Raw genomic sequence first — 21617 nt, 5'->3', positions numbered from 1 at the left:
CCTCCAGAGGAGTTGGATGAGTATCGGGCTGCCATGCACCGTCGTCGAATCGTTTCGATGCATGACGTCGAAGCGCTTCGACGGGGGAAGGTAGGTGGCGGCCGTGGGCACGTCAATGGGCTGAACCGGAATTGGGGCAGGGGTTCGACGGGTCGGACGGGCGGGGCTCGGGCTGTGGGGTGTCGGGGCGGTGCTCCGGTCTACGGGGTGTCAGCGGGGTCGGGGTTCGGGGTGGTGCTCCGCGTCTGCGGGGTGTGGGCCGGGGCGAGTTCGAGTACCGCCCGGTCTACGGGGTGTCCACCAGGTCGGGTTCGGGGTGGTGTTCCCGGGGCTGTGGGGTGTGGGCCGGGGCGGGTTCGGGGCGGTGCTGCCGGGGCTGTGGGGTGGGGGCCGGGGTGGATTCGGGGCTGGTCTTCCGGGTGCGGGCGGCGCTCGTCCATGCGGCCAGGGTGGCGATCACCAGGGCGGTCGTCGCCGCCGCGACCGGGACCGTGAATCCCGCGGCCGGCGACCACTGCTCCACCATCCATCCGCCCGCCGCCGAGCCGCCGGCTATCCCGCCCAGCAGGCCGGTCACCGCGAGCGTCATGCCCTCGTTCAGCCGCCCCTCGGGCGTGCGCCGCTGGACCAGGGTCATGCCGGTGACCATGGTCGGAGCGGTCGCCATGCCCGCCACGAGCAGCGCGCCCGCGAGAACCGGAAGCGAGCCGGTGAGCCGGACGGCCAGGAGCGGCAGCGTCAGCAGAACGGCCATGGCCCCGACACACACGGCGTAGCGCCGAGCGGCGAGCGCGTCGGCGTCGGGGCGCGCGGAGTGTCCGGAGGCCGACGGCGTCCCCCGCAGCAGCACGCCGAACAGCAGGCCCGCCACGCACGACCCCGCCGCCTGGAGGGCGAGCACCACACCCGCGGCGGAGCTGTGTCCCCGCTCGTCCGCGAACGCGATCGTGGCCACCTCCATCGCGCCGAACACCGCGCCGGTGGCGAGGAAGGAGAGCAGCAGCGCGGGCATGCCGGGGGCGAGCGCGGGCGACCCGGACGCCGTGGCCGGCCGGAGCGGAGGCTGCGTCGAACGCTGCGCGGTGAACAGCAGGACGCCCGTCATCAGCAGCGCGCCCCCCACGAGCATGCCCGCCTCCGGGGCGACGGCCCCGCACAGGAAGGCCGCGAGCACCGGGCCCAGCATGAAGCACAGCTCGTCCACGGCCTGCTCGAAGGAGTTCGCGGTGTGCAGCGCCGCCGCGTCGCCCTTCAGGAGGTGGGCCCAGCGGGCGCGGGACATCCCGCCCGTGTTGGGGGTCGTGGCGGTGGCGGCGTACGCGGCGAAGAGGGTCCAGTCGGGGGCGCCGAAGCGCACGCAGGCCACCAGCCCCGTCCCGCCGAGCAGCGCGAAGGCCGTGGCGGGCACGGCCACCCGGGCCTGCCCGTGCCGGTCGACCAGCCGCGCGATCCAGGGAGCGACCACCGCCGTCGTCGCGAGACCGGTCGCCGTGACGGCGCCGGCGAGCGCGTACGAGCCCCGTGCCCCGGCGATCATGATGACCGCGCTCACGCTGAACATGCCCATGGGCAGCCGGGCGACGAGGTTCCCGAGGGTGAAGGCGCGGGTACCGGGCAGCGCGAACAGACGGCGGTACGGGGTGAGCGGTGACATGCACGAACCCTCGCCCGGCGTCGCGAGGGCGGTCCAACACTTACTCCGTAGCGATTCACGCACTTGGGTTGTAGGTTCGCGTGATGCCTGGTCAACGCCCCTTTCCCGGTCACCTGGACCTCCGTCTGCTGCGCGCCTTCCTCACCGTCGCCGAGGAGCTGCACTTCACCCGTGCCGCCGCCCGCCTGTACGTGGCCCAGCAGTCCCTGAGCCGTGACATCCGCCGGCTGGAACGGGAGCTCGGGGCGGAGCTGTTCGTGCGGACCACCCGGCAGGTGACACCGACGCTGGAGGCCCAGCGGCTGCTGCCGTACGCGCGCCGCGTGCTGGAGGCGCACGACGCGCTGCTGGACGCCTTCGCACGGCCCGGCGGTGAGGAACGGCCGCTGCTCGTCGACGTGAACACACCCGGCCTGGTCTCCACCCGCATCCTCGACCGGGCCCGCGACCTCGCCCCGGGCAGCGAGCTGATGGCCCGCTACGAGACCGGGCTCACCGGCGCCGCGGCGGATCTGCTCGCCGGCCGTCTGGACGTGTCGTTCGGCCGCTTCGCGGGACTCGACCCCGCCGTGCGGGCCCGGCTGGAGCACCGGGTGGTGCGCTACGAGCCGATGGCCGTCGTCCTGCCCGAGGACCATCACCTCGCCGCCCTGGACGCGGTACCGCTCGCCGCGCTCGCGGGCGAGACCGTGTACGCGGGGGCGGGGAACCCCCGGACGCTGGAGTGGACCGACCTGGCACATCACCTGTTCGAGGGACGAGGCATCAGACTCGCGTCACCCGCACCGGTGGCCGTCGGGCCGGAGGAATTCGGACGGGTCATGGCCAAGTGGCGGAATCCGGTGCTCGCCGTGGTGGAGTTTCCGGCCATGCCCGGTTCGGTGTCGAGGCCCCTGGTCGATCCCGTACCGCTGTCACCGGTGTCACTCGTGTGGCGCAAGGGACTGGTTCACCCGGGGATCGATGCGCTCGTACGAGCCGCAGGCGAACTCGCGAGCGAAGAAAGTTGGCTACTGAGTCCCCAGGGAGGGTGGATTCCGGCCACCGACGCCCTCATTTCCTGAGAGATGCATGAGACGTAACCGTACGAGTCCCGCCCTGCGCTACATTCCTGCCTCCGGGCGCATTGTGATATTGGGGGCGCTTTTGGGTCGGGTGGGGGCTCGGTCCGGACGACAAGGACGGCATCTGCCCGGAGTCGTCGCGCACCCCGTGAGCAGTCCCATGGGGGGATGTACGTGCGCGTTGAGAACTGGCGGAAAGACGCCCAACCGGCCGACCGGGACATCGATCGGCGTGACGGGCTTCATGTGGATCCGTCACCTGTGCGGGAGGCCGCGGGGCCGACCGCCCGGCCGCGAGCCGGCAGAACCCTTTCGTGGCCGGATATGGGGGTTGGCATCATTCCCGAGCGTGGGGAACGCGCCGAGCGAGCGGCCGGCGGACGTCCCGAGCGAATCCCGGAACCGGGGACCGAACTGCTCGTCGGTCGCGTGCCGCAGGCCGAACTGCTCGTCGGCGGTGGGCCGGAGGCCGAACTGCTCGTCGGCGGTGGGCCGGAGGCCGAGCTGTCGATCGGCCGCCGGTCCGGGCCGGGAGCGGCGTCCGAGCGGGATCCGGAGGCGTGGTCCGCCGTAGGAGCCACGGCCGCGGCGGAACCGTCGACCCCGGCCCGTACCACCCAGGTACGGCCCTTCTTCACCGACGGACCCACCTTCGACGACGGCCCGGTGGCCGGGCTGCTTCCCGACGCCGCGGACGCACCGGACTTCGGCTTCCTGCCGTCCGCTTCCCGGGAGAACTCCGCCGACCCGGCGGACGGTCACGACCCGCACGAGGTCACCATCCAGCTCGACAGCGCGAGCCGTGAGACGGGCGCCGAGCCCGGTCGTACGGCAGGCGACCGGCCGGGCGCCCCGGGCAAGGACGTCCCGGGAAGCGCGGAGGCCTCCGACGGCCCCGTCTTCGTCGACGCCTCCGGCCGCCGCAGCCGCCGCTTCCGCCGCCTCGGCATGCTCGTCGCCGTGGCCTGCGCGGTCTACGCCGTCGTGATCGTCGCCACGCTCCTCTCGGGCAACTCGAACGCTCCCTGGCTCCCGGTCCCCGGCCAGGAGGAGGACACACCCGCGGGCAAGGTCGAGACCTCACCCCTGCCCACGCAGTCGGTGAACCCCGGCCGGGGCGCCGCCACCGCGCCCGGCGCGCGGGCCACGGCCTCCGACGGCACGACCCCCTCACCCGGTTCGAGCGCCTCACCCTCCGCCTCGGCCTCCGCCTCCGCGACGGGCGCGTCCGGCGACCCGAAGCCCAGCACGTCGGCGAGCAAGAAGCCGAACCCCGGCGTCACTCCCAAGGACCCGGACCCCGAGCCCAGACCGTCCGTCTCGGCGGACGGCCAGCCCACGGCCTCCGCCCCGGAGACCACCCCCGCCGGCACGCCCGCCCCCACGGAGACCACAGGCACCACGGGCTCCACCGGAGCGGGGGCCGGAACCCCATGAGCGGCCTTCGCCGACGCGCACCCGCCGGACCCACCACACTGCGCCAGGACCGCGACGCCCCGCGCCGCCGTCTTCCCATGCGCTTCCTGCTGCCCCTGGTCCTCCTGCTCGCGATGATGGCGATGCTGATGCTGCGCGGCTACGTGCACAGCGAGATCCTCGCCGACCACCGCGTCCGGCCCGAGGCGGCCACGGACAAGGTGCCGCAGAAGATCCTCGACGGCGGCCCGGTCATCGACACCCGCAGCGGCCGCACCACCAGCCTCAGCGTCCCGGACCACCGTCTCGTCCTCACCTTCGACGACGGCCCGGACCCGACCTGGACCCCCAAGGTCCTGGACGTCCTCAAGGCGCACCACGCCCACGCGGTCTTCTTCGTCACCGGCACCATGGCCTCGCGCTACCCGGGCCTCGTCGAACGGATGGTGAAGGAGGGCCACGAGGTCGGCCTGCACACCTTCAACCACCCCGACCTGTCGTACCAGTCCAAGAGCCGTATCGACTGGGAGCTGTCGCAGAACCAACTGGCCCTGGAGGGTGCGGCGGGCATCCGCAGCTCCCTGTTCCGTCCCCCGTACTCCTCGTTCGCCGACGCGATGGACGACAGGTCCTGGCCCGTGACGCAGTATGTCGGAACCCGCGGCTACATCACCGTCGTCAACAACACCGACAGCGAGGACTGGCAGAAGCCGGGCGTCGACGAGATCATCCGCCGGGCCACGCCCAAGGGCGGCAAGGGCGCCATCGTCCTGATGCACGACTCGGGCGGCGACCGCCACCAGACCGTGCAGGCCCTGGCCGAGTTCCTGCCCCGCCTCCAGGCCGAGGGCTACGAGTTCCAGAACCTCACCGAAGCACTGGACGCGCCGAGCGCGAACATCCCGGTCACCGGCGTCGACCTCTGGAAGGGCAGGGCCTGGATCTTCCTGGTGCAGGCCTCGGAGAAGACCACCGACGTCCTGGTCGTCGGGATCGCGATCATCGGCGTACTGGTCTTCACCCGCTTCGGGATGATGCTCCTGCTCTCCGCGCTGCACGCCCGCCGGGTCCGCCGCAAGGACTTCCGCTGGGGCGCTGCGCCGGTCACCGAGCCGGTGACGGTGCTGGTCCCGGCGTACAACGAGGCCAAGTGCATCGAGAACACCGTCAACTCCCTCATGGCGAGCGAACACCCCATCGAGATCATCGTGATCGACGACGGGTCGAGCGACGGCACCGCCCGCATCGTCGAGGACATGCGGCTGCCGAACGTACGCGTCGTGCGCCAGGTCAACGCAGGCAAGCCCGCGGCCCTCAACCGGGGCCTGGCGAACGCCAGTCACGCCATCGTCGTGATGATGGACGGCGACACGGTCTTCGAACCGGCGACCGTCCGCGAACTCGTCCAGCCCTTCGCCGACCGCAGGGTCGGCGCGGTCGCGGGCAACGCCAAGGTCGGCAACCGGCAGTCCCTCATCGGCGCCTGGCAGCACATCGAGTACGTGATGGGCTTCAACCTCGACCGCCGCATGTACGACCTGCTGCGCTGCATGCCGACCATCCCCGGCGCCGTCGGAGCCTTCCGCCGCACCGCGCTCGAACGCGTCGGCGGCATGAGCGACGACACGCTCGCGGAGGACACCGACATCACGATGGCCCTCCACCGTGACGGCTGGCGGGTCGTCTACGCGGAGGACGCGCGCGCCTGGACCGAGGCCCCCGAGTCCGTCCAGCAACTGTGGTCCCAGCGCTACCGCTGGTGCTACGGCACCATGCAGGCGATCTGGAAGCACCGCCGCGCCCTGATCGAACGGGGCCCCTCGGGCCGCTTCGGCCGGATCGGCCTGCCCCTGGTCTCCCTGTTCATGGTCCTGGCCCCGCTCCTCGCGCCGCTGATCGACGTCTTCCTCCTGTACGGGGTCGTCTTCGGCCCGACCCAGAGGACGATCGTCGCCTGGCTCGGCGTCCTCACCATCCAGGCGGTGTGCGCGGCGTACGCGTTCCGGCTGGACAAGGAACGCATGACCCATCTGATCTCGCTGCCCCTGCAGCAGATCCTCTACCGGCAGTTGATGTACGTCGTCCTGCTGCAGTCCTGGATCACCGCCCTCACCGGCGGCCGGCTGCGCTGGCAGAAGCTGCGCCGCACCGGCGTCGTGGGCGCGGCACCGGGATCGGTTCCGGGATCCGTTCCGGGATCCGTTCCGGGAACGGAACCGATCCCGCCGCAGCCGGCGTCGCACGGCGGGAACGAACGGAGGCCGGTCGGATGACCACGCACGAGTACCCGGTGGGGGCGACCCCGCCGCTGGGCACCCCGAAACCGGCGGTCCCGCAGCCGCGTACGCACCCGGGGGCACCGCCCGCGGACGAGTGGCTGCGCCGGCAGCAGGAGACGCAGACGTGGGCGGGTGCGGAACCGGGCGCGGGCTTGGGTACGGACCCGGGTACGGGCTCGGGCGCCGGCCTGGGTACGGGCTTGGACGCCGGCCCGGGCGCGGGCTTGGACGCCGGCCCGGGCGCGGGCGTGGGTACGGAACCCGGTGCGAACCCGGGTGCGGAACCGGGCGCGAAACCGGCCGCGCGCCGCCCCGGCCGCGATCGCTATCTGGACCTGCTCCGGTCCATGGCCCTGGTCCGTGTGGTCGTGTACCACCTGTTCGGCTGGGCCTGGCTGACGATCCTCTTCCCCTCCATGGGCGTGATGTTCGCGCTGGCGGGCTCCCTCATGGCGCGCTCGCTGAGCCGGCCGCCGCTCAGCGTGATCCGGGGACGCCTCAGGCGTCTGCTGCCTCCGCTCTGGGCGTTCGGCGCCGTGGTGCTGGCCATGATGTTCCTGGGCGGCTGGAACCCGGCGAAGGACCCCGACCTCGGTGGCGGCTGGCACGTGGTGGAGCTGCTCGACTACGTCGTCCCGATCGGCGCCCCTCCGTTCCCCTGGCACCTGGGCTCCCGGTCGGGACTGTTCGAGGACACCTGGGCGGTCGAGGCCGCGGGTGTGCTCTGGTACCTGCGCGCGTATCTGTGGTTCGTGGTCGCCTCCCCGTTCCTGCTGTGGGCGTTCCGTCGCGCGCCGTGGATGACCGCGCTGGCGCCCCTCGCCCTGACGGCCGTGCTCGGCACCGGGCTGGTCACCATCCCCGGTGAGACCGGCAACGCCGTCACCGACTTCACCGTCTACGGAGGCTGCTGGATCCTGGGCTTCGCCCACCACGAGGGGATGCTCGTCAAGGTCCCGCGCTACATCGCCATCTCGTGCTCGGCCCTGATGATGGGCTTCGCCCTGTGGTGGGCCTCGGGTCATCTGGGCCCCGACGGCTGGGACCTGAACGACATCCCGCTGGCCGACGCGCTGTGGTCCTTCGGATTCGTGGTGATCCTGCTCCAGTACAGCCCGTCCTGGAAGGAGTTGCCGGGCCGCCTCGCCCGGTGGGACAAGCTGGTGACGCTGTCCAACAACCGCGCGGTCACGATCTACCTGTGGCACAACACGCTCATCATGGCCACGGTCCCGATCCTCGACCAGCTCTACAACCTCCCGTTCATGGACAACGACGGGGCGACGGCGGCCCTCGACTCCACGTACACCCTGTGGATGTTCGTCCTGGTGTGGCCGCTGATAGGCCTGACCATCCTGGCCTTCGGCTGGATCGAGGACATCGCCGCCCAGCGGAGCCCGCGGCTCTGGCCGAACGGGGCCAAGAGCCGCGGGGGTCGCGGGGGAGGCGGGCGTTCGTCGGCCCGGGGTCACCGGGCGAAGGCCTGACGGCCGCCGAGCGGCGAGGGTTCCCGTGAGCCCTGAGCCCTGAGCCCTGAGCCCTGAGCCCTGAGCCCTGAGCCGTGAGCCGTGAGCCGGTGCCTGACTGCCCCGGCTCACGGGCACCCTCGTCCCTGTTCGTCCCGCGATGTCACTCAATCGAAGGTTCTGGGTGGCCGTTTGGTCACGCTATGAACCTCTATATCCACCTGCTCGGCGCCCTTCGTCCTGGTGCCGTGGGCAGGGGCCCCGCTAGCGTGACGTGCCGCCGCCCCTCCCGCACCCCACGCCGCCAGGAGCACCTGTGACCCCCCACGCCCGCCTGCTCTCCACAGCCGCAGCCGCATTGTTTCTGTTGACGGCTTGTGGTGGGGGTGGGGAGGAGCGGGGGATCGCGGGGGCCGGGAGTACGTATTCGGCTTCGCCGACGGCGAGCGCGCCGGCCTCCGGGCGACGGCCCACGATCACGTTCCCTTCCGACGCGCGCAACGTGTTCGAGGGCCAGAAGAGCGGGGATGCCAGGAAGGACGCGGTGCTGGCGGACAACGCCCAGCGCATCAACTCCATCGACGACGCCATCTTCCAGGGCACGGTGCACACCGAGGCTCTCGGCTTCTACAGCTCGGAAGGCGCCCTGGGCAGCGCGCGGTTGTTCATCAAGGGCTATCTGGACGACGATCGTTCGTGGACGGGGACCACCCGCTACTTCGACCGCCAGGTCACTTTCCAGTCCGATGGCAGTGCCGCTGTCGTCTATTGCTCGGACGAGAGCAAGTCCTTCCTCAAGAACCGGAAGACGAACAAGCCCGAGAACGTGCCGACCTCGGCGGACAGTTACGTGTTGTACAACACCAGGCTGGTCGAAAATCAGGACGGTGTCTGGCAGACCACCAAGGTCATCTCGAAGCGCGGCGCTGCCCAGTGTCAGCCGTGATGCGTTCCACCGGTTCCGTGACGCTCATGGCGCTCCTCTGCCTTGGCACGCTCGGCTCCCAGGCCGCGAACGCCGGTGGCCGTGGCGGCGAGGGCCACGAGAACACCACGCCGAAGGCGAGCGGGAGTGCCACGGGCGAAGGCACCCTGTACGCCACCGCGGGTGTTGTGGTGTTCGACCGTTCGAGGAACGGGGGCGGGGAATCCGCCGGGCCGGTGACCTCGGTGTCGGGTGGGTGGGCCCCGCCCGCCTGCTACTACGCCCCGAAATACACCCCGGCCCAGATGCAGACGTACAAGGAGTCGATCTGGGCCGTCGAATCGACGGGGTACCAGTGGGACGCGGAGCAGCGCGACACCTACGTGAACGGGCACCCGTACAAGGACTTCAACAAGGCCAGGACCGGCAAGGGCTACTGGTGGGACGCGTACGTCACGCCGGGCCACGAGGGTGACCCCGCCGCCTCCACGTGCACCAAGGACACCTTCTGGGTCGACAAGGGCGCGCCCCCGCCGGCGGATGTTCCGGAGGCGATCACCCCGGAGATGCTGGCGCAGCTCGCGTACGCGGAGGTGCGGGTGCCCTCGACGAGGGTGGACCTGGCTCCGGCGGGGACGACGAAGGTGAATCTGCCGACGTGGGCGTGGTTGGACACGGCGAGCTTCAAGCCGGTGTCGGTGACCGCGTCGGTGCCGCTGCTGAACGTGAGCGCGACGACGACGGCGGAGCCGGTTTCGCTGAGGATCGAGCCCGGAACGGCGGACGCGCAGACGTATCCGGCGTCGGGCGTCTGCGAGATCGTGGGCGGCCGGATCGGCGAGGCGTACGCGAGGGGCAGGGCCGGGGAGACGCCCCCGTGCGGGCTGCGGTACCTGCGTTCCTCGGGCGCCGGCTCGTACCGGCTGCAAGCCGTCCTCACCTGGCGGATCCACTGGACGGGCACCGGCATAGCCGAGCCGCGGAACCTGCCGGACGGCACCTTCGGGGCCGGTCAGGACGTCGTGGTGCAGGAGATCCAGTCCATCAACCGCTGAGTCCGGCTCCACGGACTCCCTGAGATCCGGAAAGAGCAGAGGGCGTGGCGGAGCGGTTGGCTGTCGACGGCGACGAGCTGTCGCACTTCATGAGGATGCTCGGCAAGTCGACGGAGTCGTTGCGGGGCCTGCGCAGGGCGTTGCGGGACACCACGGTCTCCGGCCTGGGGACGGACGATCTCGACGGCGCCTGCGAGGAGTTCCAGGACAACTGGAAGTACGGAGCCGACCAGATCGGTGAGCAGACCGAGGACCTGGCCAAGATCATCGGGAAGAGCCGGGACAGCTACCGCGAGGTGGACAGGGCCTTGGAGCAGGCTCTGCGGAAGGCCGGGCACGGCGGGGGCGGCGGTACGAGGTGACGTACGCGCACGAGGACACGAGGCCGGTGCCCGACCCGCACGCCCCCGACCCCGCCTCCCGCTATCCGCATCTCGGGTTCGATCCGGCGCCGGGCCGTACGGAGACCGTGAGCGGCCTCCGCAAGAAGCTCACGGGGTGCGCGAAGGTGCTCGAGGAGACGCACGGACTCGTCACCAGGCTGATGGACGGCAGCTACTGGAAGGGCGACGCGGCCGTCGCCTTCCGAGAGCAGTTGGACGGCGGACCGCTTCCCCTGAACCTGAAGAACGCGGCGCACTCCATCCGCAAGGCGGCCGGACAACTCGGCCGATGGGAAGGCGAACTCGACGACTTCCAGCGGCGGGCGAAGCGACTCGAAGACGAGGCGAAGGACGCCCAGGCCGCCCTGGACCGGGCGAAGGGCCACGCCACCAAGGCGGGTGACAGCCCCGACCTGGAGGGCAAGGGCGCCGCGCACGACGAGGCGCACAAGGCCCTGACCAGGGCGAAATCGGCGGTGGCCGACGCTGAGGACGCGCTGACCGGGATTCGCGGAAAGGCACGCGAACTCGCCGGGGAACACGAGCACCGGGCCCGGCTGCGCGCCGGAAAGATCCGCGACGCCACGAAGAAGCTGACCCCTCATGAGCCGGGTTGGTTCGACTCGGCCCTCGACTGGGTCCTGGAAAACCTGCCGGACATCCTGAGCACGCTGGGGGCTGTGATCGGTCTGGTCGCGTTGTTCGTGGTGTCGGGTGGGACGTTGGCTGCGGTGCTGCTGCTGGCTGCGTCGGCTTTGAGTGCGACGTCGTTGACCATCCGAGTATCTGAGCACCCAACGGTGTGGGCGTCCCTGCGAGACGGTTTTGCCAAGGGAGAGCTCGACACCGACTTCTGGAGCAATCTCGTGACGGTCGGGGGTGATGCTCTGGGCATGATTCCCGGCATTGCCGCCGTGGGTAAAGGCGCTGCGGTTGGGCTTCGGGCTGCGAGTGAGACGGGTGACGCCCTTTCCCTGGGGCAACGGGCCGTCCGAATGGGGAGCAGCACCATGGAGCACGCGAAGGCCATTTCGAGCTTGGACAATGCGCTGCTCGGCTTCACGGTTCGCGGCGCCAGAGCGGCGCAGATCACGAAAGGGATTGAGGTCACCTCGGCTTCTGTGGGCGTCGGCACCGCGGGCGTCGGCCTCGCCATGACCGCGGTGGACACCGACGACGACGGGATCAAGGACGGCTCGGTGGCGACCATCGACGGCGCCAGGCTCGGCCTCGACGTCGGAGGCCTTGTCGATATCGCCCGTCACGTCTTTTGATTCCCGACCAGAGAGCAGGCGCCGCATGGCTCCCACCGACTACCCGACCGCATGGGATCACCCTGCGACCAGAAGGGCATTCGTTCAGCACTTCATCTTGATCGTTCTGCGTTTGGTGGGCTGGATCGCGGTTTGGATCGGCTCGTTGGCTGTCCTGGTGGTCTTTCTGTCGCCGGGGTTCACCCTGCTCTTCGTCCCCCTTCTGGGGTATGCGGCGTTCCGAGCCGTCCTCCAACTCGCCTACATCCGGCCCTCCATCTACATTCAGCGCGTCCTCTGGCAGTACCCCTGGCAGTTTCTCTCGGACGTGCCCCGAGGGCGGAACCGGCATCCGGCGGTCGAAGAGGACGAGATGTGGCTGGAGCTGCCCAATCCCGAGGAGCCCGGCGAGCAGATTCCGCTGCTGTTCCTTTCCGGGATGCGCACCTTCTGGTGGATGCGAAGGTTCGGTACCGCTCGGACGAAGCCGGAGCTCAAGGCGGAGATCGAACCGCTCTGGTTCGCCGGTGACCCCCGTTTCATCGCCGTCATCGCGGCTTCCCGGCGCAAGGGCGAGGCCCCCAAGCGGCTGCACCTGCTCTACCAGCGCACGGCCACGGGCCGGCGGGGCATCGAACCGACCGACTGGAACGCGAGCCCGGACGCCCTCGAACGGGCCCGCCGTTCTGGAGCCCATGTCCCCGACGCGGTGCGCCCCCACTCGCATCCCCACTGATTCGCACCGGGCAGGCAGGATCGGATGACCACCACGGCCCCTCACGTCACCGTCGACGATTCGGCGGAGGACCCCGACGCTGACATCTGGTTCGCGGAGCCGGCCGGCTTCACCGCGGTGCCGCTCGACGCGCTGCTTCCCGAGCCGGACTCCTCGGCGGCACACGATCTACGTATCGCCCTCGCGCCGTTCCTCCAGGCGGCTCCCGACGAGGCGGTACGGCAGCGGTTCATCGCCCAGTTCGCCCAAGGGCAGCGACTGCTGGGTGCGTTGAGGGAGGCGGGAACCGTTCACTGCTCGGTCGGGTTGCACAGGGACGACGTGGACGAGGGGGCCGGGACCGGTGGCGGGCCGTTGTTGTCGTTCTTCACCGTCTCCTGGCGGACCACGGCGGTGGCGCCGAGAGCCGTCACGGCGGCTCGTGCGGTGAGCGAACTCGATGCACGGGCGAACATCGAGTACGCCGAACTGCCCTGCGGACCAGTCACGTTCAGCGAGAGCGTCCACACCCCCGGCGCGGTCGAAGGGCTTCCTCGGACACCCTTGGTCCAGTTCCGCGCCCACCTGCCGCATCCGGATTGCAGGCGGCTGGCCGTGCTCACGCTGAGCACGACCGCTGTCGGACGGTGTGAGCAGTACAGGGCGATCCTCCGCCGGATCGCGACGATGACCGGCTTCGAGGGGCCGGGAGCCTTGCGGACAGCAACCGGTTAGCGTGTTGGTGCCCTTCCGCACCCCACGCCACACAGGAGTCCTCCGTGAACCGCCTGCTTGCCACAGCCACTGTCGGAGCGTCAGCGGTGCTGCTCTTGTCCGGGTGTGGCGGGGGCGGTGACAAGCCGAAGGCCAACGACAAGGTCGCCGGCGCGAACACCGGAGACAAGAAGGCGGCCTCACCCAGTGCGAGTGCGAGCGCGACGCAGTCGACGGGTCGGCCGAAGATCGAGCTGCCGTCGGATCTGACCCTCACCTTCACTCCTGAGACCTCGGGCGACGCAGTCCAGGACGCGATCCTCAAGGACAACGCGGAACTCATCCGTGCGCTCAACGCGGCCATCGATGCGCAGAACCCTCGTCTTCCCGCCCTCGAGTACTACACGGAGGGCGAGGGTGCGGCGGCGGCTCAACAGTGGGTCCAGTCCTTCAAGTCCGCCAAGTGGACGGTCACCGGCACGGTGCGCTACTTCGACCGGCAGGTGACCGTCAGGTCCAAGGACACTGCCTCGCTCACCTACTGCGCGGACGAAAGCAAGGGCTACAGCAAGGTCATAGAGACCGGTGAGGTGAAGAAGACGAAGACCACCAAGAACAGCTATGTCGCCTATGGGATCCAGGTGGAGAAGAACGAGCGGGGGGTGTGGGAACTCGTGAAAATCAACTCCACTCGAGGCGCGGACCGGTGTCAGGTGTGAACTGGTCCATCTCCGCCCGTCGGGTGACGGCTCGTACCCGCCTGGCACCGTTCGGGTTGGTGTCGTCGCACGGGCCCCGGTTAGCGTGTCGGTTTCCTTCTGCATCCCATGCCTCTCAGGAGTCCTCCGTGAACCGCCGTTACCGCCTGCTTGCCAACGCCGCTGTCGGAGCGTCAGCCGCGCTGCTTTTGACCGCGTGTGGCGGTGGTGGTGACAAGCCGAAGGCCAACGACAAGGTCGCGGGGGCGGACACCGGGGACAAGAGGTCGGCCTCACCCAGTGCGAGTGCGAGCGCGACGCAGACGCCGGGCCGACCGAAGATCGAGCTGCCGTCGGATCTGACTCTGACCTTCGAAGGGGCGAAGACCGGCAACGACATCAAGGACGCTGTCCTTGCCGACAGCGCGGAGCGCATGCGTGCCGTGGACGCGGCGATCACCGGGACGGACCCCAAGGGTGAGGCGATCGGGTACTACAACACCGGCAAGGCTCTCGAAGCGGCGCTGACCTGGGTCAATCAGTTCAAGGAGGCGGGCTCCACCCTCACGGGTGAGGCGCGGTACTACGACCGGACCGTGACGCTCGACGGCAAGACCTCCGCCTCGCTCACGTTCTGCGCGGACGAGAGCAAGGGCTACGCCAAGGACAAGAAGACCAACAAGGTCGACAAGACCCCGGCCACCAAGAACAGCTACGTCCTTTACAACACCCGCTTGGACAAGAGCTCAGAAGGTGTGTGGCAGACATCGCAGATCATTTCCACCAGGGGGGCGGCTCGGTGCCAGCCGTAGCGATGAACACCGTTCGTGCCGCTCTGTCGGCGGGCGCTCTGACGGCTCGCCGCGGTTGTGACGGGCCGAGGGCTTTGCGGACAGCAACAAGGTGAACCGTCGGCCGGGCAGCGTGCACCCAATCCAGCCTGACGGTAGGCCAGTTGCGTACGTTATGAGTCGCGTTGGGTGGCCACTGTTCCTGGGTTGGCACCGTTCGCGCTGGTGTCGTCGCACAGGCCACGGTTAGCGTGTTGGTGCCCTTCCGTCACCTCATGCCGCTCAGGAGTCTGCCGTGAACCGCCGTTCCCGTCTGCTTGCCACAGTTGCTGTCGGAGCGTCAGCCGCGCTGCTTTTGACCGCGTGCGGCGGGGGTGGGGGCAAGCCGAAGGCCAACGACAAGATCGCCGGGGCGGACACCGGTACCACTAAGTCTCCGTCACCGAGCGCGACCGCTTCGGCGGCGGACTCCGGGCGCCCCGAGATCGCTATCCCCGCCGGCGTCAAGAACGTGTTCGAGGACGAGAAGACCGGCGACCCGACGAAGGACGCCGTCCTCGCGGACAGCGCCCTCAGCGTCAACTCCATGGATGACGCGATCTTCCAGGGGAGCGTCAACGCCAAGGCGTTGGGCTTCTACAACTCAGGCAAGGCGCTCAACGCTGCGATCACCTACGTCCAGGGGTACCTCGACAAGGGAGACACGTGGGTCGGCACCACGCGTTACTTCAACCGGCGCGTGACCTTGTCCGGTGACACGGCGGCGTCGGTCGTCTACTGCTCGGACGAGAGCAAGTCGTTCCTCAAGAACCGCAAGACCAAGAAGATCCAGAACACCCCCACGACAGCCGACAGCTACGTGCTCTACAACGCCAAGCTCGTGAAGAACGGTCGGGGAGTGTGGCAGACGACGGACATCATCTCGGACCGGGGGGCCAAAGCGTGCCAGCCGTGAAGCAAGCATCCAGGCTGGTGACGGCCGCGACGGTGATGGCCGTTGCGGCCCTGGCTCCCGGGATCGCCTAGGTCGACAAGGAGGCGAGGCCCCGCCGGCGGATATTCCGCAAGCGATCACCCCCGAGGTACGCATTGGTGTCGTCCCGCAGGTCACCGTTAGCGTGTTGGTTCCCTTCCGCACCCCGATGCCGCACAGGAGTCTGCCGTGAACCGCCGTTTCCGCCTGCTTGCCACAGTTGCTGTCGGAGCGTCAGTCGCCCTGCTCTTGTCCGCGTGCGGTGGGGGCGGTGACAAGCCGAAGGCCAACGACAAGATCTCCGGGGCGGACGCCGGGGGCAAGAAGTCGGCCACGCCCAGCGCCGGCGCCTCGCCGGCGACCGGCCGACCCAAGATCGAGCTGCCGTCGGATCTCACCTACACGTTCGAGTGGCCCAGGACGGGCGACAAGGACAAGGACGCGGTGCTGGGCGACAGCGAGCAGTTCATCAAGGCCGTGGACATGGCGATCGCCCTGCAGAACCCGCTCCACAAGGCCTACCGCTTCTATTCCGGGGGCGCGGCGGCAGCCGGGAGTCAGAAGTTCATTCAGGAGTTCGTGGACTACAAGGACCGCATCACCGGGGCGAAGCGCTACTACGACTCCAAGGTGGCGATCAACTCTGATGGGACGGCAGGCCTTGTCTACTGCGAAGACCAGAACACGGCGTACAACAAGAGCTTGAAGACGGGCAAGACGGAGGTGACTCCGAAGTCGAAGGACAACTACGTCCTCTACAGCGCCCTTCTTCGGGTCAACAAGCAGGGTGTCTGGGTCACGGAGAAGCTGACATCGCAGCGGGGGAGCAGCGCATGCCAGTCTTGAGGCATCGGAACCGGTAGCAGTCGACTGCCGCTCTCAGCCAGAGCGACTCTCCGTCAGGTCGCGACGAGGGTCGGCTTCGATGGGCCGGGGGCTTTGCGGACAGCAACTGGGTGATCGGCGGTCATGGCGGCTCCTACTCAACCGACGCTGCCAGTCGGCCAGTTGGTCTGGTTTTGGGCCTCTATGGTCGGCCACTGTTACGGGGTTGGCACCGTTCGCGCTGGTGTCGTCGCACAGGCCACGGTTAGCGTGTTGGTGCCCTTCCGTCACCTCATGCCGCTCAGGAGTCTGCCGTGAACCGCCGTTCCCGCCTGCTTGCCACAGTTGCTGCCGGAGCGTCAGCCGCGCTGCTTTTGACGGCGTGCGGTGGGGGTGGTGACAAGCCGAAGGCCAACGACAAGATCGCCGGCGCGGACACCGGTGACAAGAAGTCGGCCTCACCCAGCGCGAGCGCGACGCAGTCGGCGGATCGGCCCAAGATCGAGCTGCCCGCCGACCTTCACTACACCTTCGAGTGGCGCAAGACCGGCAACAAGGACAAGGACGCCGTCCTGGCCGACGGTGAGCTGTTCATCAAGGCCACGGACCAGGCGATCGCCAACCAGAACGTACTCGACCCCGCCTACCGCTTCTACTCGGCGGAGGAGCTCGCGGCCGCGACGCAGAAATACGTACAGCGATTCGTGGACCACAAGGCCCGCACCACCGGCACTTACCGCTTCTACGGCGAGACCGTGACCCTTCAGGGCGACGGAGCGGCGGCGCTCACGTACTGCGAGGACCAGGGCAAGGCGTACAACAAGTACGTCAAGACCGGAAAGGTCGACAAGACCCCGGTCACGAAGAACAGCTACATCTTCTACAACACGACGTTGAAGAGGAATTCGGATGGCGTCTGGGTGACGCAGGACATGCTCTCGGAGAGGGGCAGCGCCAAATGTCAGCCGTGATATGGCGCGGGGCTTTGAGTGGCTCCGCGATAGCGATACTTCTCTTGGTCAACGCCAATCCGGCCGCAGCCGACGACGACTTCGGCAACGGCAGTCAGAAGCCGGGCGACACCCATTCCTCGGGCAACACCGACGGCAAGGGAAACCTCACCGCCACAGCCGGTGCTGTTGTGTTCGATCGGTCCAAGAACGGGTCGGGGGATTCTTCCGGGCCGGTGACGTCTTCGTCCGGGGACTGGACTCCGCCTGCCTGCTATTACGCTCCTAAGTACACGCCGGATGAGTTGCAGAAGTACTTGGAGCCCATCTGGAACGCCGAGTCCACGGGTTCTCAGTGGGACCAGGAGCAGCGTGACAAGTACGTCAACGGCGGTGAGGCCAAGGACTTCAACAAGGCCAAGACCGGCAAGGGGTATTGGTGGGATTCGTATGTCACGCCGGGTCGTGAAGGCGACCCCGGTGCGTTGAAGTGCACGAAGGGCATCTTCTGGGTGGACACGGGTGACGCTCCGCCGGCGGATGTTCCGGAGGCGATCACGCCGGAGATGCTGGCGCAGCTCGCCTATGCGGAGATACGGGTGCCGTCGACGAAGGTGGATCTGGCTCCGGCGGGGACGACGAAGGTGAATCTGCCGACGTGGGCGTGGCTGGACACGGCGAAGTTCAAGCCGGTGTCGGTGACGGCGTCGGTGCCGCTGCTGAACGTGACCGCAACGACGACGGCCGAGCCGGTCGCCTTGAAGATCGAGCCTGGTACGGCGGATGCGCAGACGTATCCGGCGTCGGGTGTGTGCGCGATCTCGGGTGACCGTATCGGTGAGGCGTACGCGAAGGGCAAGGCCGGAGAGACGCCTCCGTGCGGGGTGAAGTATCTGCGCTCCTCGGGTGACGGCTCGTACAAGCTGAGGGCCACCATCACCTGGAAGATCCACTGGACGGGTACCGGTGTGCCGGACGCCCGGAATCTGCCGGACGGCACCTTCGGGGCCGATCAGGACGTCGTCGTCCAGGAGATCCAGTCCATCAACCGCTGAACAGTTGGTCCGGGCACGTCTACTCCTCCCACACCTCCGCCAACCCGAACGCCGTGAAGACCGTCGGGAGTTGGAAGACCACCGTGTGGCTCACCGCTGTGCGGGTCGTGGTGAAGACCTGGAGGGTGTGCAGGCGGTGGGTGGGGTCGTCGGGGGTGCGGACGTAGGCCGCGAGGGCGGGCTGGCCGTTGGCCGAGGTGGGGCGCAGGCGCCAGTCCTTGCCGCGCATCGCGAAGACACGGGCGATGAAAGCGACGTAGGCATCGGGGCCGACGTACCAGTTGAGGACCGGGGGCATCTCCAGCACGACGTCCTGGGTGAGCAGGGTGCGCAGGGCGTCGAGGTCGGCGTCCTCGAAGGCGCGCTGGTAGCGGTCGATCACCGCGCGCTGCTCATGGTCCGGCGGCTCCGTCACCTCGTCCTCGGTCAGGCCGGCCTCCCCGAGTCGTGCCCGGGCCCGCTGGAGCGCGCTGTTCACTGACGCCGTCGACGTGCCGAGGGCCTCGGCCACCTCGGTCGCCGGCCACGCCAGTACGTCACGCAGGATGAGGACGGCCCGCTGGCGCGGAGGCAGCAACTGCATCGCGGCGATCAGCGCGAGCCGCAGACTGCCCCGGGCGACCACCACTCCCGCCGGATCACCGGTCCCGGCGGCGGAGCCGACCCCGGCGCCCCGGTCAGGGAACGGTTCGAGCCACGGCACCTCCGCGCCCAGCGTCATCGGCGCGCCCGGATCGTCCAGCGCGCCGACCAGACCCGACGGCAGCGGTCTGCGGGTGCGGCCGCGCAGCGCGGTCAGGCATCTGTTGGTGGCGATGCGGTACAGCCAGGTGCGCAGGGACGCGCGGTCGGCGTCGTAACGGTCGAACGCGAGCCAGGCCCTGAGCATCGTCTCCTGCACCAGGTCCTCGGCCTCGTGCACCGACCCGACCATCCGGTAGCAGTGCGTCAGCAGCTCGCGGCGATAGGGCGCCGTCCGCGCCTCGAAGTCCCCGTGAGCGTTGTAGTCCCCGAGCGCGCCGATGCCGTCGCGCGCCCCGAAGTCCCCGTGCCGGCCGAGGCCGTCGTCGCGCCCGCCGTGGTCGTGGGCCTCGACGTCGTCGCGCCCCTCGTCCCCGGACAGACCCTCGTCGTCCCGTTTCCCCATCATCCGCTCCTCGGCCGCGTCACGTCGCTCACCGGTATCTACCTCCGGGCCCGCCCGAACTCATCGTCCCGGCACCGATGACTTCCGGACGGCGCCGAAGTACATACCGGCGTCGAACTCGTTCGAGGGAAGGAAGCATCATGAACGGCACCAGCACCAGCACCAGCACCAGCACGGACATCGTTACCGGCACCAACACCGACGACGGCCAGGACGTCCGCGGTGTTCTCGACCGTCTCTACTCCGCCTGGGCCGACTACGACGCCGACGCCTTCGCCGCGCTCTACACCGAGGACGCGACCGTCGTGATGCCGGGCGTCTTCAACGACGGGCGGGAGGAGATCCGCGCCTACATCGCGGCCGCGTTCGAGGGGCCGCTGAAGGCCTCCCGGCCGCTCGACGAACCCCGGCGGATCCGGTTCCCGCGGCCCGGCACCGCCGTCGTCGTCAGTGAGGCCGGGATCCTCCTGGCCGGGGAGAGCGAGGTTCCCGCCGACCGGCAGCGGCGGGCGACCTGGGTGCTCGTCCGCGATCCCGCCGCCGGGACCTGGGCCATCACCTCGTACCACAACGCGGCACTCTGACCACAACGCGACACTCTGACCACAAAGCAGCACTCTGACCACAACGCGGCACTCCGACCGAGCCGCCACCCGGGCCCGAGCCGCCGGACCGGGGACCTGGACCCGACCCCGATCCCGGACCCCATCCCGGACCCGATCCCGGACCCGTCCTCACGGCGTGGTCCGGGACCGGGTGAGAGCAACGTTCCCTTCAGGTCACTCACAGCCACAGCGCGGAAACGCGCCCTCCCTACCTTCGGGAAACAGCAGGCCAGTAAGCCCGGAGAACCAATGGAGGCGTGAGATGACTGCCCCAGCCACGAGTACGGCCCCTGCGCGGGGCGGTCGCTGGATCGAGGAATGGGATCCGGAGGACGAGGTCTTCTGGGCCGACAAGGGGGAGAAGACCGCCCGGCGCAACCTGGTCTTCTCCGTGCTGTCCGAGCACATCGGGTTCTCCGTCTGGACGATGTGGTCGGTGCTGGTCCTGTTCATGGGACCGGAGTACGGGCTCACCCCGGCCGACAAGTTCCTGCTCACCTCGATGGTGACGCTCGTCGGCGCGGTGGTGCGGGTGCCCTACACCTTCGCCGTCGCGCTCTTCGGCGGCCGGAACTGGACCATCGTGTCCGCGAGTCTGCTGCTCGTGCCGACCGTCGCCGCGTTCGTCGTGATGGAGCCGGGCACCTCGTTCGGCACGTTCCTCGTGATCGGACTGCTGGCCGGGGTCGGCGGCGGCAACTTCGCCTCCAGCATGACCAACATCAACGCCTTCTTCCCGCTGCGGAAGAAAGGATGGGCACTCGGCCTCAACGCGGGCGGCGGCAACATCGGCGTCCCCGTCATCCAGCTCGTGGCGCTCGCCGTCATCGGGGCCGCCGGCGGGCCCAGGGTGCTCCTCGGGATCTACATCCCGCTCGTCGTCGTGGCCGCCGTCCTCGCCGGCCTGTTCATGGACAACCTCACGACCGTGAAGAACGACACCGGCGCGGCCCTGGACGCCGCCAAGGACGCGCACACCTGGATCATGGCGTTCCTCTACATCGGGACCTTCGGATCGTTCATCGGCTACGCCTTCGCCTTCGGCCAGGTGCTCCAGGTCGAGTTCGGGCGGACCCCGCTCCAGGCCGCCTACCTCACCTTCATCGGCCCGCTGCTCGGCTCGCTGATCCGCCCCGTCGGGGGATGGCTCGCCGACCGCTACGGCGGCGCCAGGATCACCCTGTGGAACTTCGTCGCCATGGCCGCCGCCACCGGGGTCCTGGTGTTCGCCAGCAGTGAGAAGTCGCTGGCGCTGTTCGTCTCGGTCTTCGTGGTGCTCTTCGTGCTCAGCGGGCTCGGCAACGGGTCGACGTACAAGATGATCCCCGGCATCTTCCAGCGCAAGGCCCTGGAAGCGGGGCTCGAAGGGGAGGAGGCCGCCCGCCACGGACGGCGTCTCTCCGGCGCCGCGATGGGGCTGATCGGCGCCGTGGGCGCGCTCGGCGGTGTCGGCATCAACCTCGCCTTCCGCCAGTCCTTCCTCAGCTCCGGCTCCGGCACCGGCGCCTTCGTCACCTTCCTCGTCTTCTACGCCGCCGCCTTCGCGGTCACCTGGGCCGTATACCTTCGGCGCCCGGCCGCCGCGGCGGAGGCGAGCGCCACCGCAGCGGCGAAGCCCCAGCTCAGCTATGCCGAGGTGTGACGTAACA

20 protein-coding genes are annotated in these 21617 nt (G+C 69.2%); 18 read left to right on the top strand and 2 right to left on the bottom strand.

Annotated features, from left to right (window positions below):
* Positions 1-286 precede the first annotated feature (286 nt).
* The gene (locus tag ACZ4TO_RS14870; protein WP_468024326.1) at positions 287-1654 is read right to left on the bottom strand and encodes an MFS transporter; all 1368 of its coding nucleotides are present in this window, start codon (positions 1652-1654) and stop codon (positions 287-289) included.
* An 83-nt stretch (positions 1655-1737) separates the two neighbouring features.
* Between ACZ4TO_RS14870 and ACZ4TO_RS14865 the strand changes: the two genes are divergently transcribed.
* The 16 genes from ACZ4TO_RS14865 to ACZ4TO_RS14790 all read left to right on the top strand — a co-directional run bounded on the left by ACZ4TO_RS14865 (position 1738) and on the right by ACZ4TO_RS14790 (position 18216).
* A complete protein-coding gene (locus ACZ4TO_RS14865; protein ID WP_468024325.1) occupies positions 1738-2718 on the top strand; it encodes a LysR family transcriptional regulator in 981 nt (326 codons plus the stop codon).
* Positions 2719-3147: 429 nt separating this feature from the next.
* Positions 3148-4155, top strand: coding sequence for a hypothetical protein (locus ACZ4TO_RS14860; protein ID WP_468024324.1), 1008 nt, complete (start codon positions 3148-3150; stop codon positions 4153-4155).
* Positions 4152-6407 (top strand): glycosyltransferase, encoded by a 2256-nt coding sequence (locus ACZ4TO_RS14855; RefSeq protein ID WP_468024323.1) that lies wholly within the window; start codon positions 4152-4154, stop codon positions 6405-6407. Before ACZ4TO_RS14860 ends, ACZ4TO_RS14855 begins: the two co-directional genes overlap by 4 nt.
* Complete coding sequence (locus tag ACZ4TO_RS14850; RefSeq protein ID WP_468024322.1) at positions 6404-7900, top strand: acyltransferase family protein; 1497 nt, start codon at positions 6404-6406, stop codon at positions 7898-7900. Before ACZ4TO_RS14855 ends, ACZ4TO_RS14850 begins: the two co-directional genes overlap by 4 nt.
* A gap of 295 nt (positions 7901-8195) precedes the next feature.
* Positions 8196-8825: a hypothetical protein gene (locus tag ACZ4TO_RS14845; protein WP_382790282.1), complete on the top strand. Its 630-nt coding sequence runs from the start codon at positions 8196-8198 to the stop codon at positions 8823-8825.
* A complete protein-coding gene (locus ACZ4TO_RS14840; protein ID WP_468024321.1) occupies positions 8813-9859 on the top strand; it encodes a hypothetical protein in 1047 nt (348 codons plus the stop codon). Before ACZ4TO_RS14845 ends, ACZ4TO_RS14840 begins: the two co-directional genes overlap by 13 nt.
* Before the next feature lie 44 nt (positions 9860-9903).
* Positions 9904-10221, top strand: a complete 318-nt coding sequence (locus ACZ4TO_RS14835) for a hypothetical protein (protein ID WP_468024320.1) — start codon at positions 9904-9906, stop codon at positions 10219-10221.
* Positions 10222-10247: 26 nt separating this feature from the next.
* Positions 10248-11516, top strand: coding sequence for a putative T7SS-secreted protein (locus ACZ4TO_RS14830; protein ID WP_468024319.1), 1269 nt, complete (start codon positions 10248-10250; stop codon positions 11514-11516).
* Positions 11517-11541: 25 nt separating this feature from the next.
* Positions 11542-12231, top strand: a complete 690-nt coding sequence (locus ACZ4TO_RS14825) for a hypothetical protein (protein WP_468024318.1) — start codon at positions 11542-11544, stop codon at positions 12229-12231.
* A gap of 24 nt (positions 12232-12255) precedes the next feature.
* Complete coding sequence (locus tag ACZ4TO_RS14820; protein WP_468024317.1) at positions 12256-12945, top strand: hypothetical protein; 690 nt, start codon at positions 12256-12258, stop codon at positions 12943-12945.
* A gap of 44 nt (positions 12946-12989) precedes the next feature.
* Positions 12990-13643 carry a hypothetical protein gene (locus tag ACZ4TO_RS14815; protein ID WP_468024316.1) on the top strand — a complete coding sequence of 218 codons (654 nt, stop codon included), beginning with the start codon at positions 12990-12992 and terminating at the stop codon, positions 13641-13643.
* A gap of 128 nt (positions 13644-13771) precedes the next feature.
* A complete protein-coding gene (locus ACZ4TO_RS14810; protein WP_468024315.1) occupies positions 13772-14434 on the top strand; it encodes a hypothetical protein in 663 nt (220 codons plus the stop codon).
* A 274-nt stretch (positions 14435-14708) separates the two neighbouring features.
* Positions 14709-15368, top strand: coding sequence for a hypothetical protein (locus ACZ4TO_RS14805; RefSeq protein ID WP_468024314.1), 660 nt, complete (start codon positions 14709-14711; stop codon positions 15366-15368).
* Positions 15369-15575: 207 nt separating this feature from the next.
* Positions 15576-16232, top strand: a complete 657-nt coding sequence (locus ACZ4TO_RS14800; RefSeq protein ID WP_468024313.1) for a hypothetical protein — start codon at positions 15576-15578, stop codon at positions 16230-16232.
* 293 nt (positions 16233-16525) lie between these two features.
* Positions 16526-17182 carry a hypothetical protein gene (locus tag ACZ4TO_RS14795; RefSeq protein ID WP_468024312.1) on the top strand — a complete coding sequence of 219 codons (657 nt, stop codon included), beginning with the start codon at positions 16526-16528 and terminating at the stop codon, positions 17180-17182.
* Positions 17170-18216, top strand: a complete 1047-nt coding sequence (locus tag ACZ4TO_RS14790) for a hypothetical protein (RefSeq protein ID WP_385043823.1) — start codon at positions 17170-17172, stop codon at positions 18214-18216. Before ACZ4TO_RS14795 ends, ACZ4TO_RS14790 begins: the two co-directional genes overlap by 13 nt.
* 19 nt (positions 18217-18235) lie before the next feature.
* Here the strand turns inward: ACZ4TO_RS14790 and ACZ4TO_RS14785 are convergent, their stop codons facing one another.
* Complete coding sequence (locus tag ACZ4TO_RS14785) at positions 18236-19363, bottom strand: sigma-70 family RNA polymerase sigma factor (RefSeq protein ID WP_468024311.1); 1128 nt, start codon at positions 19361-19363, stop codon at positions 18236-18238.
* Positions 19364-19503: 140 nt separating this feature from the next.
* On the opposite strand from ACZ4TO_RS14785, the gene ACZ4TO_RS14780 reads away from it, so the two are divergent.
* Together ACZ4TO_RS14780 and ACZ4TO_RS14775 are read left to right on the top strand one after the other, a co-directional pair.
* On the top strand, positions 19504-19947 hold the full coding sequence (locus tag ACZ4TO_RS14780) for an SgcJ/EcaC family oxidoreductase (protein ID WP_468024310.1): 444 nt from the start codon (positions 19504-19506) through the stop codon (positions 19945-19947).
* Between the two features lie 283 nt (positions 19948-20230).
* On the top strand, positions 20231-21610 hold the full coding sequence (locus ACZ4TO_RS14775) for a nitrate/nitrite transporter (protein WP_382790246.1): 1380 nt from the start codon (positions 20231-20233) through the stop codon (positions 21608-21610).
* The last annotated feature ends 7 nt before the right edge of the window (positions 21611-21617 follow it).

The organism is Streptomyces sp. NPDC028298 (assembly GCF_055565895.1).
Note: the sequence above shows the minus strand (reverse complement) of the source record. Positions and strands in the feature narration are given on the sequence as shown.